The following is a 12,813-nucleotide window of genomic DNA, read 5'->3' on the forward strand; positions in this document are numbered from 1 at the left end:
AGCGCCATGGGCCGGCGGGGTGTACCCCTGTTCCCTCCGTACCCCTTACTTAACAATTTGTTTGACGAAGCCAGGTAGATCAGGTGCCGTGGGAAGTTTGGGAAAATAGGGGTACGGAGGGAACAGAGGGTACACGCCGCGGTTTTCCGGGCTTTTTGCGTACCCCTTGGCGTGTACCCCTTACCCCGCCATGCGCTGCAGGATCGCGGTGCCGGCGCGGCTGAAGGCCTGTGCGTTGAAACTGCGCATGATCCATTCACGCGCGGCCTGTCCCATGACGGCCATCTGACCCGGCTGGCGCAGGGTGGCTTCCAGCCTGCGGGCCAGCGCGCCGGGCTGCCGGGGCGGCAGTTTCCATCCCGTCACCCCGTCCACGATGGACCGGCCCATTTCCCCCACATCGCTGCCCAGTACCGGCAGGCCCATGTTCATGGCTTCGTGGGCGGCAATGCAGAACCCTTCGTAAAATGATGGCTGCACATACAGGTGGCATTGCCGCAGGAAGGCCGCCGTATCCTCGACATAGCCCGCGAAATGCACGTTATCCAGCCCGTGGCGCAGGCAGAAGGCACGCAGGCGGTCGTGTTCCGCCCCCTCCCCGCCAATGGTGACGCGGTACGGCGGCAGCCCCGGCACGTCACGCAACTGGACCAGCGCGCGACACAGCACATCGTACCCCTTGCTGGCATGCAGCCGCCCGAGCGAGCCGATCCGCACTTCCTCCCCCGGTCGCCACGCCGGCGCAGGCGTCACATCGGGCCAGGCGCGGAAGATGGGCCAGCACATGACGCGGCTGCCCGGCAGGGCCAGCCTTTTGCGGGTCAGGGCGGTGACATAGGCGGAATCCCCCACCCAGATCCGGCTGCGTTCCTTCATCATCTGCAACAGCGCAAGGTTGGTGGGCAGGAGGAAGGCATTATGCTGCCAGCTGACCACGGGAATGCGCCGCCATGCCCCCACCATCTGCCCCAGCAGGGTCGCCCGTGTAAGCGATGTCCAGATATGGGTGGGCCGGACATGGCGCACCCATGCATCCAGATCGGCCAGGTGCCGGGGTATCGGGGCATCATCCGCGCCCAGCACCACGGGTTCCAGCCCCGCGCGGCGCAGGTGGGGCATGGCCCGCCCGTTGCGCCGCGACAGGGCTGCTACATGCACATCATGCCCGCACTGACGGAAAACACTGGTAATGGCCGGTATGGGCAGGGCCGCGCCGCCGCCTTCAAATGTATTGATGATATAGGCAATGCGCATGGCCTCCCTCATCCATTCCATGGATCCGCGGCGGACCATAGCACCACGCGCATCAGGGGTTCAGGGGTTCCGGGCTTTATCCTGTAACAAAAAGTAAACAATTTCCCGTGCCGCGCGGTGGGCGGCGGTTTCGCCCGTAACCGTATGGAATGTTTCGCTGAATGCGGCCTGCTGGCGCGGGGCGAATTCGCGCTGGCGCGCATTCGCCACCGCCAGGGCATGGGGCAGTTCGCTGACGCTGTCGATCACCTGCCCCAGGTTCCAGTGCGCGTAGCTGGGATTGCCCTGCCAGCGCGCGCCGTGGGAATTGAGGAAGATGCACGGCCGGGGGCGCGCGATCCATTCATAGACCTGGCTGCTGGCATCACCCAGATAGATGTCGGCAGCCAGGACATAGGTCATGTCCACCGAATTCTGGCTGCCGGTGTCAATGCGGATATGCGACAGGTTGCGCAGGCGTTCGGGGATCAGTCGGCGCAGGCGCACGCGGCGGTGTTCGACCGATGTATGCAGCCTGCGGCGGAACAGCATGACATGCGGGGCGAAGATCAGGTTGTAGTCGTCCTGCCGCGCGAACCATTCCAGCACGTCCATGCCCATGTCCCACCATGATGACAGGACCGGGTCGAAATGCGGGTTGTACAGGACCGTGGGCCGGTCGTTGTCAAACAGGCGCGGGTGGCGCGTCATGTCCACGGTGTCAAATTTGGGATAACCGACAATGGCGTTGTGGCCGGGGCGGATCAGCTGCCGGTCCAGCATGCGGTCGCGCGTCTTGGTTCCGGGCAGCAGCACAAGATCGAAAAACCGGGTTACGTCGCGAAACCCGATGGAGCGGTCCCCCGCCCCATGCGGGAAATAGATCAGCCGGATATCAAGGTTGAAATGGCTTTTCAGCAGGGCCGATGTGGTTTCGGGCACCACCAGCGCATCAAACCCGCGAAACAGGTCCACATTTTCGCGCAGGTTGGCAATGCGGCGGAACGGCACCACCGCCTGCGCCACCAGGTTTATGGCCCGCGACACCCGCCCGATATCAATGCGGACAAAGCGCACGCGGTCCACGCAGGGTGCTATGGTCCTGCGCACATGTGCTTCCTGCGCGGGGGTGGAGGTCACGACCGTCACGTCCTGCCCCAGCGCCACCAGTTCACAGATGATCGGCGCGGTGTGCGAGACCTGATGGATGCAGTCGTGGTTGAACAGGAAACCGATCTTCATGGGCCGCAATGTCATGATAGGGATGGTGTGGCATACAGCGCGCAGTCAGGGATGGGAACCCTCTGGCTGCATGTCCCGGCCATTGCCGCATGCGGGCGGTCAGCGCGCCATGCGCCCCGACAGCAGCGCAAAGACCTCCGCCTGCGTGGAAACGCCCAGCTTTTCATAGATGTTGCGACGGTGGACCTTGATCGTATGCGGCGAGATCCGCATTGACTGCGCGATGGACTTGGTCGAATGCCCCGCCTGCATCAGCACCATCACATCCATTTCACGCGCGGTCAGGCGGGGACAGCCAAGGCGTTCCAGCACGGCCTGCAGGTCCTCGCCGGCATTGCCTGCCTGCGCGCCCCCCGTTCCCAGCCGGACCGCCAGCACCATAAGCGGCAGCACCCACGCAGCATAAAGCTGCAGCACCCCCATATCCGCCGCCGAAAACACCCCGCGTGAGCCAAGGGACAGCGAAATGACCCGCCCGCCCCCGATCGGGGCCAGGAACTGCACTTCGTCATGATCGACCATATGGCGGTAATAGGTCTGGTAATACTCGGTCTGGCGGAACAGTTCGGGAGCGATATCATCTATATGGTACAGCCCCGCTTCGGGACCGGACAGGGCAAAGCGGCAGAACGGGTCCAGCAGGTGAAGCCGCGCCAGATAGTCATGCAGCAGCGCATCGGCCGCCGCATCATCCGGGCAGTCAGCCAGCACGACCGGCCTGTGCCCGGGCTGGAAAATCATCGCGACCCATGTATCGAACGCCACCTGCCGATGCAGGAAGGTGGTCAGCCGCCGCCAGAAATCCGCATTCCCCACATCCCCGACCAGCTTGCCCAGGGCCGCGTGGAACGCCAGGTCGCTTACCTCCATCCCATACTTCCAAAGCAGTACATGCGCATCCCCCTTCCGCTTGATACCCGGCCGCCATGGCGGATGCTACCAAAGGCTTTCGTTACGGGCCAGCACCATACGGCCCCGGCCCGCCGCAACATGCCGCCACCATGCACAACAGCCACAAGGAATGCGTAATGACGGATATCTCGCGCCGCGCCATCATGACCGGAGGCCTTGGCCTGCTGGGGGCCACCGCCCTGACCACCCACGCCCTGTCCCCCACCGCCGCGCATGCCGCATCGCCCCCGCAGGCTGCGCGCCCGCGTGCCCGCGCGCTGGGCCTGCCCATGCAGGGGCAGACCGGCCCGGACAATGCCATTACCGATGTCGCGGGCGTGCGGGTCGGGCATACCACCCTTATATCCGGGCATGGGGACCATGCGGTGCGCAGCGGGGTCACGGCCATCCTGCCGCGTGCGCCGGGCGCGCTCATGCAGCCGTGCTGGGCCGGGACGTTTTCCATGAACGGGAACGGGGAAATGACCGGCACCCACTGGATCGAGGAAGCGGGCTGGTTCATGGGGCCGATCGCCATTACCAACACCTGTTCCATCGGCACCGCGCACCAGGCCGTGGCCCGGTGGATGGTGCGCAGTTTTCCCGACCGCATGGGCGAGGACATCTGGCCCCTGCCGGTCGTGGCCGAAACCTATGACGGATGGCTGAACGATATTGGCGGGTTCCACGTCACCGAACGCCACGTTCTGGACGCCATCCGAAACGCCCGCACCGGCCCGGTGGCCGAAGGCAACGTGGGCGGCGGCACCGGCATGATCACGTATGAATTCAAGGGCGGCATCGGCACGTCATCGCGCCAGGTGGAAACCAGCGCGGGCCAGTACACCGTGGGCGTGCTGGTGCAGGCCAATAACGGCATCCGCCCGTGGCTGAAGGTCTGCGGCGCGCCGGTGGGACTGGTGATGAAGGAAGACGAGGTCTGGACGAAGGAAAAAGGCTCCATCATCATCATTGTCGCGACCGACGCCCCGCTCATGCCCACGCAGTTGCGCCGCATGGCCAAGCGCGCGGGTATTGGCATGGGGCGCTTGGGCACGCCGTCGGGCAATGATTCGGGTGACCTGTACCTGGCCTTCACCACTGCCAATGATCCCGGTGAATACCCGGTAAAGGACCGCGTGCATATCGACGCCCTGAATGATGATGACATGGACGCCATGTTCATGGGGGTTGTGCAGGCGGTGGAGGAATCCGCCATCAACGCCCTGCTGGGCGCGCGCACCATGACCGGTCGCCGCAACCGGACGGTCCATGCCATAGACCCCGAGCGCCTGCGTGACCTGGTGCTGAAGGCGAACGAACCCTTTGCCCATGCCGATCGGGGATAAGGCGGCGTATTCCGAAGCGTTCTGAAAACAGCGCCACCGGAGACATCTTCATGGTTTCCCCGACGCCGTGCGGTATTCAGCACAAAGTGAATTCCGTCGCCCGTCACGTCCCCTACCGTGTTCACGCACGGGTTCGGGCATCGTGCGCGGCGGCGGGGGAACGCGGGACAGGTTCCGGGTTATTGCGAACAGGTCTTAATTCCGGCACGCTGCCGTAGACAGGGATGCATCATGCCGGTGCAGGGAATATCTGCCGGCATGGTCATGCTGCCCCTTCGCACGAACGGGAATAAGGATAAACGACCATGTTCACACCACGCCTGAAACTGCTGGCCGTCCTTGCCGGACTGGCCACCCTGCCCACCATGGCCCATGCCGCGGGTACGGCGTCGGGTACGCTGATCGGCAATGATGGCACCGACCACGGCACCGTGCAGGTCACGGATGCCCCCCGTGGCGTACTGCTGCGCATTACGGCCAAGGGGCTGATCCCAGGCTGGCACGGGATCCATTTCCATGAAAAGGGCGATTGCGGGCCGCCGAAGTTTACCTCCGCCGGGGCGCATGTCCATGCGGCGACACCCGTTGTGCATGGCCTGCTGAATGCGAACGCCAATGACGCGGGCGACCTGCCCAACCTGTTTGTCAGTCAGGACGGGACGGCAACGGTGGAGATGTATTCCACGCTGGTTTCCCTCAACGGCGCGGATGGCCGCCCTGCCCTGCTGGATGCGGACGGATCGGCGCTGGTGATCCACGCCAACCCCGATGATTACCGCACCCAGCCCATTGGCGGCGCGGGGGATCGCGTGGCCTGCGGGGTCATACACTGATATCACGATACGGTTTCCGGTTGCATTCAACGGTTGCGACCGGAAACCATGCTTCAAAATACAGAAGTTTCTGGTGAAGCTTTTTTCAAAAAGCTTCAAGGAACGCCGCCTTTTTGAATAAAGGCGGCACCCAGGAACTTTTATTACTTCCGTACGGCTTTTTACAGGTCGGCACTGATCGAGAACTTGAAGGTCTCCGGGTCCCCCATGACAAGATCGCTCTGGTAAACCGAAGCCCAGTAGCGCTGGTTGCCAATGTTATCGACCTCGAAGCGCGCGGTCAGCGGTTTCTTTGCCGCAAGGAAAGTATAGCGCGCACCAAGGTCAAAACGTGACCATGCCGGCAGGTGCGTCGAATTGGCATTGTTGAACTGCTGCTTGCCCGTGCTGATGACACGGCCCACCAGTGTCAGCCCCTTCACGAACGGCACGTCGTATTCAAGGTTGCCGTTGATGGTATAGTTCGGCACGCCAATCACGGTCTTGCCGTTATATTCGCCGCCCGCCGTATTCATCTGCTTTGCATCAATCAACGTCAGGCCACCGTTGAAGCGCAGCCCGCGCAGGATTTCCCCATTGAAGGTCAGTTCCATGCCCCGGTTACGCTGCCGGCCATTCTGTGTGTACAGCATCTGCCCGGTATTGCCGTAGGCTTCGGTCATGCCCTGCGGCATGGCGGTCTGGAAAAATGCCACACCTGCGGCAAAGCGGCCCACGTCATACTTGGCGCCCACTTCGTACTGGGTACTTTGGTACGGGGCAAAGACCTGCCCGGCATTGACGTAGGTCGCCCCCACCGTCTGCCCCGCCGACAGTCCCTGGATACGGTTGAAATACAGGGCCGCATGTTTGACCGGATGGATGACAAGGCCAATGACGGGCGAGAACGCCGCCGCATCGTAATGCGTATCCAGCTTGCCACTGCCATACAGGAAGGAATCCGACAGGATATCCTGGTACCGGAAGCCCCCCGTCAGCGCGATGCGGTCGTGCCAGAACGTCATGGTATCCGACAGGAACAGGCTGTACAGCTTGTTCCACGCCACCCGGCCGGGATTGTTCAGGCTGCCGCCGCTATAGGTTTCCTGCGGGGTAAACTGCGTGGGGTGATAAATGTTGCCCGCCACCGGGGTCCAGGCCATGGAAAAGGCGGAGTCCGATTCCTCCCATATCGCCGACCCGCCCGCGTTGATTTCGTGCCTGATCGGGCCGGTGGTGACATGGGCATGGATACCGGCCTGCGTGGCCTCGTTCATGACGTTGTACGCATCCGCCATGGCGCCCACGGTGCCGGCCCCGGTGCGGGAGTTGGTCAGCGTGGTGGTGGCGTAATTGCCCATTTCATTGCCGCCCTGCGCGCCGAATTTGCCGTAAGCGGTAATGTGGCTGCCAAAATCATGTTCGATGTTCAGCGTGCCGAACAGGTAGCTCAGGTCGGTATAGGCCCAGCGCTGCCCCCAGTTTTCCGACGGCGCGGTCGCCTTTGGCGCGGGCATGCCATCGGCCAGACCGTAGACGATGATCGCGCTGCGCCCGCCATAAACCTGCTGTTTCTGGTAATTCATGTTCATGTCGATGCGCGTGTCGTCATTGTGCCAGTCAAAGGCCGCGCCAAGGGCCACATCATCGCGCCGTTCGCCCTTGATGGCCGTTTCCCCGTCCATGCCGGCGGCATTGAAGCGGAAGCCGAAGGCATGGTCGCGGCCGAACCGGCGGCTTATGTCAAACGCGCCACCGCCCTGTCCGCTGCTGGTGTAATCGCCGGTAATGCGCGTGATATCCGTTGCCGCCGCACGCTTGGGGATCAGGTTGACATTGCCGCCAATGGCCGAACCACCGGGGGCCGCGCCGTTGAGGAAGGCACTGGCACCGTTGAGCACCTGCACTGAATCATAAAGCTGGGGCGAGACAAGCTGGCGTGGGGTCACGCCATACAGGCCGTCAATGGCCACGTCATCGCCATACAGCGTGAAACCGCGGATCTGGAACAGCTGCGCGTAATTGCCGTACCCCATTGTCGTACGCACGGTGGGATCGTTCAGCAGCACGTCGCCCAGTGTCTGTGACTGCTGGTTCAGGATCAGGCTGGAATTGTAGCTGCGGATGTTGAAGGGCACGTCCAGCCCCTTCTTCTTGCCCAATGCGCCCAGATCGCCACCGCTGCTGACATACATGCGGTTCCTGCGCGCGGCGGTGACGACCATGTCCTCGTGTCGGGACGCGGGGCTGTCCGGTGTGGCGTCCGCCTGTGCCACCGCACTGTCCGCCGGGGTCCGGTCCGGCTGTGCGCGGGGTGTGGAGGCGGGCCTGGCCTTCTGTGGCACGGCACTGTCCACGCCAGTTGCGGCGCGGACCGCCACCGGAGCGCCCAAACCCACCAGCAGGCTGGCGGCGCAGATGGTGCTCAGGCAAAGCGTACGAAGACTCATTGATCAAAGCTCACACTGTGACGGTTCCCGGCAGCTTATTTAGCAATTGAGAGTGAATTGCAATATCAAATATGCACCTTTCCCAACCCGTCCCGGACGGGCGTGCATGTGCTGGCATATCCTGCCCTGCCCCGGCCACACCGCGCCCGTTGCATGGCCTTACTGGAAATATATCCGGAAAACCGGGCGCCCGGCCCCGGCCATTGCCAGCGGGCGGCACGGGACGATCCGGGAAATATTGCCCCCCATGCAGGCCCGGCAACGGACACAAGCAACCTTTTGTAAATCTTCACACACATCGATACTTCAACCGGTTGTCCCATATCGGGGACAGGACGGTGCCTGTATCGAATATCCTGCAGGCCCCTGCGTCATGGGGCAAAGCCCGGCCTGCCCTGCCAGCAGCCGGAAACAGGAAACCGGATGCGCGTCATTTAATCTGGACCTGACAGATAACAGCCCGTGGCTGCGCGATGCGCCTGTCGTTCGGTTCGACATTCCTGATGCATTGCCAATACCAGCAGCATGGCATGGACCGGCATGGTCATGCCTGCCCCAAGGCTATTGGCAGAACAGGAATGATGCCAAAATTTATGAAAATTCACGACAGTATTTTTATTTCCATTTTGCCATGCAGTATTTCTTTATACCCGGTTTTTCTTAAACTTCGGGGCATGTCGCTAGTTAGTCCCGATGACTGCCGGTTGTATTCATCAACCGTCCGGCGGATTTCACTGTCCCATGCATTCCACCGGGCTGGGAAACGTCCGGTCGCATCAATGCCATCCTTCCATTTAGCAAACGGCCATGCGGTTGCCCCCTGAACGACACGATATTTCCTAGCCAGTTCATATCATTCGATTGATGCAGGCCGCCGTCAGTAGAATGGGGAAATGTGGGCATGCCCTGTATGCTGATCTAAAAATGGATATTCAGCACCATTATTTGGCATGAAATAAAACAGCAATACAAAATAGGAAATGCATTGCCAAAACAGAATATCAGAACGCGTTACTGGTTCCGATATGGCGTTCCATATCCACCCACAAAAAATCCCTCAGGACGCATGCCCAAACGGACATGAATCCTGAAGGATAATAAAAACAGAATGTATTTATAATATAGACGCTTTATTTATTGGAAATAATACTCACTCATTCCCACTCAATCGTTCCCGGCGGCTTGGACGTAATGTCATAGGTCACGCGGTTGACGCCACGCACTTCATTGACGATCCGCCCGGCCACGCGGTTGAGGAAGGACATGTCAAAGGGGTAGATATCCGCCGTCATGCCGTCGGTGCTGGTCACCGCGCGCAGGGCGCAGGCGTAATCATATGTGCGGCCATCGCCCATGACACCCACGGTGCGGACCGGCAGCAGCACGGCAAAGGCCTGCCAGATGGCGTCATACAGGCCAGCGGCACGGATTTCCTCAAGGAAGATCGAATCAACCCGCCGCAGCAGGTCCAGCTTTTCGCGCGTGATGGCGCCGGGGATACGGATGGCAAGCCCCGGCCCGGGGAACGGGTGGCGGCCGACGATCGCTTCGGGAATATCCATCTCCCGGCCCAGTTCGCGCACCTCGTCCTTGAACAGTTCACGCAGCGGCTCGACCAGCTTCATCTTCATCCGTTCCGGCAGGCCGCCCACATTGTGGTGCGACTTGATGGTGACGGACGGGCCACCGGTGAAGCTGACACTTTCGATCACGTCGGGGTACAGCGTGCCCTGCGCCAGGAATTCGGCGCCACCCAGCTTGGCGGCTTCTTCCTCGAACACTTCAATAAACAGGCGGCCAATGGTCTTGCGCTTGATTTCGGGGTCGCTCACCCCTTCCAGCGCGTTCAGGAACAGGTCGGACGCGTCACGGTGGATCAGGTGGATGTTGAAGCGGTCACGGAAGGTGCGGATCACTTCATCCGCCTCACCCGCGCGCAGGATGCCGGGATCAACGAAAATGCAGGTCAGCTGGTCGCCAATGGCCTGATGGATCAGCACGGCGGCGACCGAGGAATCCACCCCGCCCGACAGGCCGCAGATCACGCGCCCCTTGCCCACCTGCTGGCGGATGCGGGCGATTTCCATTTCACGGAAGCCAGCCATGGTCCACGTGCCCCGGCAGCCCGCGACATCATGGGTGAAATTGCGCAGCAGGGCCGCGCCATGCGGGGTATGCACCACTTCGGGGTGGAACTGCACGCCATACAGGCGGCGGCCTTCGTCGGCGATGATCGCGAACGGCGCGCCCTCGCTCACGGCCACGGCCTGGAAACCGGGCGGCAGCTTTGTCACGCGGTCGCCGTGGCTCATCCACACCTGTTCACGCCCGCCGCGCGCCCATGTGCCACGGAACAGGGCACAGTCCTTTATGATATCGATATGCGCACGGCCGAATTCACGATGTTCGGATGTCTCCACCGTGCCACCCAGCTGGCGGCACATGGCCTGCTGGCCGTAGCATATGCCCAGCACCGGCACATTCAGGGCGAACACCACCTCGGGGATGGTCGGCGCGTCCCTGTCCAGCACGCTGGCGGGGCTGCCGGACAGGATGATGCCCTTGGGCGCAAAGGCGCGAATCCGCTCGGCCGTGCTGGAATACGGCCAGATTTCGCAATACACCCCGCTTTCACGCACGCGCCGGGCAATCAGCTGGGTGACCTGGCTGCCGAAATCCAGGATCAGGATACGATCCTCATGCAGGGATTCATCAAGTCCTTCGACAGGGGCGGCGGTCTTCGCGGTATCGTTCATCATGTATCTTTCGGTCGCGGCATTATCGATAAACTAGGCTTCCAGCATGAGCCGGGAACATATTGCAAGGGTGGGATAGTCTTTCCCGCGCAGATAGCACAATATACGCATTCAGGCAGGCCCTGTCTTTCCTGTCGGTTCCGACAAACCGGATCATATGGTTGTTTCATGACTGCACGTTCATTCCTGCTGGCGGCCGCCTGCGTGGCCTGCCTTTCCCTTGCCGCTTCCCCCGCGCGCGCCGATGCCAAGAATGACCCGCAGGGGTTATGGACGGGGCAACTGGTGCGTGATCAGGGCAACTGCACCACCGAAACCGGCAATACCTCGACCTTCCAGATCGGCACGAAACGCATGACGTTCACCCCCGCCGATGGCTCCATCGCGCTGACGGGCGTGCCGCAGAAAAATGCCGACCTGTACCATACCGAAACCGTGGTCAGGCAGGCATCGGGTGCGGCCTTTCCCATGGTGTTCGAAGCCCGCCCCGAAGGCGACACGATGGTCGGCACCTATGGCACCCCGCGCTGCCGGGCGCATATCGTGCTGAAACGCTAGCGTTTTTCCTGCCTGCCGGGTCGTGTTCACGCAATCGGGAACAAAGTGGTCCGATACAGGCATGGATGCCGGGCCTCGATCCGATATATTCCCTATATGGCTGATAACATGACACTAGCCGGGGCTGTCCTGTCCATTGTGGTCCGTAACGGGCGCATGCTGCTGGTCTGCAGGCGCAACCCGCCGGACCAGGGGCTGTGGGGTTTTCCCGGCGGCCGCATCGAATATGGCGAAAGCTATCTGGACGCCGCAGCGCGCGAACTGCGGGAGGAAACCGGCTTCATCACCCATGCCGAAGGCACGCTGACGGCCTTTGACCTGATCGACCGTGACAGCGCGGGCCGGATCCGCTTCCACTACCTGATCGTGGCCGTGCAATGCCATGACAATGGCTGGACCGACATCGCGGCGGGTTATGATGCGTGTGACGTGGGGTGGTTTGACCTGGCGCAGGTGCGCGCCAGTCCCGCCGCCTTCAGCCCCGGCCTGCTGGAACTGGGTACGCTGGCCCTGTCCCCGCGTGGCATCGCCCCATGGCCGGTAGCCGCACAGATACGCACCCCCGCCCCCCATTCCACCCGGACCGAGAGCATTCCGTCATGACCCAGATTTCTGCCCTGATTGTCGAGGATGAGGCGACGATAGCGGAACTGGTCGCCACCATGCTGGAGGCAAACGGCATCCATGCCACCATAAGCCCCGACGTGGCGGACGCCATGCAGCGGATCGGGACGACGCGCTTTACGCTGGCGCTGGTGGACCTGACGCTGCCCGATGGCGACCCCGATGCCCTGATCGCCACGGCACAGGCCCAGGGCTGCCATGTGATCGTGATGAGCGGCGACCCCGACCGTCTGGCCGGTTACGCGCCGCTGCCGCTGCTGGAAAAACCCTTCCGCATGAAGGCATTGCTGGAACAGGTGCGTCAGGTTGCCCCGGCAGCCTGATCCTGAACGCTTCAGAAGCAAGGGGTTTTGGTTCAGCTTTTTTCAAAAAGCTTCAGGCAACGCCGCCTTTTTGAAAAAAGGCGGCGCCCGGAAACTTTTAATGCTGTGCTACGGCGTGGGTAGCCTGACGATGGTGCTGCGCTGTGCAGGCGACAGATCCGGACGCAGGCTGACACGATACAGGGTGACACGTTCCGCCACCCTTTTGCGTCGTCCGCGCGTCAGGGTGGCAACCGGCTGGACCGACGTGAAATCATCCCGGTCAAAATCACGGCGGGGATTACAGACCATGATCCCCTCCCCCGCCACGTCATGCGGCAGGTTGAACAGCGCCCAGCGCGGTTCCATCCCCACCACGACCCGGCCGGGCATGACCGTGGCCAGTTCCGCCGCCGTGCCGTAATCACACGCGGCAATGAAATCGCCCGGTCCCGCATGGTCCGCAATCCGGGTGGCCAGATCGCGCCAGCCCGCCATCTGCCGCAACGCCACATCCGTATGGGCCGACAGCGGCAGCGGGGCAAGCAGCGCCTGCATGTAAACCAGCGCGCCAAACATGACACCGCCCCCAACCG

At 62.1% G+C, this 12,813-nt stretch carries 11 protein-coding genes and 1 pseudogene; 6 read left to right on the forward strand and 6 right to left on the reverse strand.

All coding sequences use genetic code 11. The features are described 5' to 3' along the window. Nucleotides 1-180: 180 nt before the first annotated feature. The 3 genes from F1542_RS05945 to F1542_RS05955 all read right to left on the reverse strand — a co-directional run bounded on the left by F1542_RS05945 (nt 181) and on the right by F1542_RS05955 (nt 3,345). Complete coding sequence (locus F1542_RS05945; protein WP_193732234.1) at nt 181-1,254, reverse strand: glycosyltransferase family 4 protein; 1,074 nt, start codon at nt 1,252-1,254, stop codon at nt 181-183. 60 nt (nt 1,255-1,314) lie between these two features. Beyond that, on the reverse strand, nt 1,315-2,475 hold the full coding sequence (locus F1542_RS05950) for a hypothetical protein (RefSeq protein ID WP_227672517.1): 1,161 nt from the start codon (nt 2,473-2,475) through the stop codon (nt 1,315-1,317). A gap of 99 nt (nt 2,476-2,574) precedes the next feature. Continuing rightward, nucleotides 2,575-3,345, reverse strand: a complete 771-nt coding sequence (locus F1542_RS05955) for a helix-turn-helix transcriptional regulator (RefSeq protein WP_193732236.1) — start codon at nt 3,343-3,345, stop codon at nt 2,575-2,577. Between the two features lie 56 nt (nt 3,346-3,401). Between F1542_RS05955 and F1542_RS05960 the strand changes: the two genes are divergently transcribed. Continuing rightward, on the forward strand, nt 3,402-4,715 hold the full coding sequence (locus F1542_RS05960) for a P1 family peptidase (protein ID WP_227672518.1): 1,314 nt from the start codon (nt 3,402-3,404) through the stop codon (nt 4,713-4,715). Nucleotides 4,716-5,020: 305 nt separating this feature from the next. Continuing rightward, nucleotides 5,021-5,548, forward strand: coding sequence for a superoxide dismutase[Cu-Zn] (gene sodC, locus F1542_RS05965; protein WP_193732237.1), 528 nt, complete (start codon nt 5,021-5,023; stop codon nt 5,546-5,548). Between the two features lie 161 nt (nt 5,549-5,709). Here the strand turns inward: sodC and F1542_RS05970 are convergent, their stop codons facing one another. Further along, the gene (locus F1542_RS05970; protein ID WP_193732238.1) at nt 5,710-7,977 is read right to left on the reverse strand and encodes a TonB-dependent siderophore receptor; all 2,268 of its coding nucleotides are present in this window, start codon (nt 7,975-7,977) and stop codon (nt 5,710-5,712) included. Between the two features lie 373 nt (nt 7,978-8,350). On the opposite strand from F1542_RS05970, the gene F1542_RS05975 reads away from it, so the two are divergent. Continuing rightward, nucleotides 8,351-8,641: a hypothetical protein gene (locus F1542_RS05975; RefSeq protein WP_193732239.1), complete on the forward strand. Its 291-nt coding sequence runs from the start codon at nt 8,351-8,353 to the stop codon at nt 8,639-8,641. A gap of 490 nt (nt 8,642-9,131) precedes the next feature. Here F1542_RS05975 and guaA read toward each other — a convergent pair whose 3' ends face one another. Then, nucleotides 9,132-10,733, reverse strand: a complete 1,602-nt coding sequence (guaA, locus tag F1542_RS05980; RefSeq protein ID WP_193732249.1) for a glutamine-hydrolyzing GMP synthase — start codon at nt 10,731-10,733, stop codon at nt 9,132-9,134. Between the two features lie 168 nt (nt 10,734-10,901). Here guaA and F1542_RS05985 point away from each other — a divergent pair, with 168 nt between their 5' ends. The 3 genes from F1542_RS05985 (at nt 10,902) to F1542_RS05995 (ending at nt 12,238) form a co-directional block, all read left to right on the forward strand. Beyond that, nucleotides 10,902-11,291: a hypothetical protein gene (locus F1542_RS05985; protein WP_193732240.1), complete on the forward strand. Its 390-nt coding sequence runs from the start codon at nt 10,902-10,904 to the stop codon at nt 11,289-11,291. Nucleotides 11,292-11,387: 96 nt separating this feature from the next. Then, nucleotides 11,388-11,894, forward strand: a complete 507-nt coding sequence (locus F1542_RS05990) for an NUDIX hydrolase (protein ID WP_193732241.1) — start codon at nt 11,388-11,390, stop codon at nt 11,892-11,894. After that, the gene (locus tag F1542_RS05995; protein WP_193732242.1) at nt 11,891-12,238 is read left to right on the forward strand and encodes a response regulator; all 348 of its coding nucleotides are present in this window, start codon (nt 11,891-11,893) and stop codon (nt 12,236-12,238) included. The genes F1542_RS05990 and F1542_RS05995 overlap by 4 nt, the downstream gene beginning before the upstream one ends. Before the next feature lie 108 nt (nt 12,239-12,346). On the opposite strand, the pseudogene F1542_RS06000 reads toward F1542_RS05995, so the two are convergent. Further along, nucleotides 12,347-12,813 (reverse strand): annotated as a pseudogene (locus F1542_RS06000) (4-amino-4-deoxy-L-arabinose transferase); the annotation flags it as partial.

It is taken from the genome of Komagataeibacter sp. FXV3 (assembly GCF_015155755.1).
Classification (GTDB): Bacteria; Pseudomonadota; Alphaproteobacteria; order Acetobacterales; family Acetobacteraceae; genus Komagataeibacter.

Bases quoted from the DNA above. Each gene is read 5' to 3' on its own strand.
- F1542_RS05955 (WP_193732236.1), bottom strand. From the start codon at position 3,345: ATGGAGGTAAGCGACCTGGCGTTCCACGCGGCCCTGGGCAAGCTGGTC.
- F1542_RS05945 (WP_193732234.1), bottom strand. From the start codon at position 1,254: ATGCGCATTGCCTATATCATCAATACATTTGAAGGCGGCGGCGCGGCC.
- F1542_RS05990 (WP_193732241.1), top strand. From the start codon at position 11,388: ATGGCTGATAACATGACACTAGCCGGGGCTGTCCTGTCCATTGTGGTC.
- F1542_RS05995 (WP_193732242.1), top strand. From the start codon at position 11,891: ATGACCCAGATTTCTGCCCTGATTGTCGAGGATGAGGCGACGATAGCG.
- F1542_RS05960 (WP_227672518.1), top strand. From the start codon at position 3,402: ATGGCGGATGCTACCAAAGGCTTTCGTTACGGGCCAGCACCATACGGC.
- sodC (WP_193732237.1), top strand. From the start codon at position 5,021: ATGTTCACACCACGCCTGAAACTGCTGGCCGTCCTTGCCGGACTGGCC.
- F1542_RS05950 (WP_227672517.1), bottom strand. From the start codon at position 2,475: ATGAAGATCGGTTTCCTGTTCAACCACGACTGCATCCATCAGGTCTCG.
- F1542_RS05985 (WP_193732240.1), top strand. From the start codon at position 10,902: ATGACTGCACGTTCATTCCTGCTGGCGGCCGCCTGCGTGGCCTGCCTT.
- F1542_RS05970 (WP_193732238.1), bottom strand. From the start codon at position 7,977: ATGAGTCTTCGTACGCTTTGCCTGAGCACCATCTGCGCCGCCAGCCTG.
- F1542_RS05975 (WP_193732239.1), top strand. From the start codon at position 8,351: ATGGGGCAAAGCCCGGCCTGCCCTGCCAGCAGCCGGAAACAGGAAACC.
- guaA (WP_193732249.1), bottom strand. From the start codon at position 10,733: ATGAACGATACCGCGAAGACCGCCGCCCCTGTCGAAGGACTTGATGAA.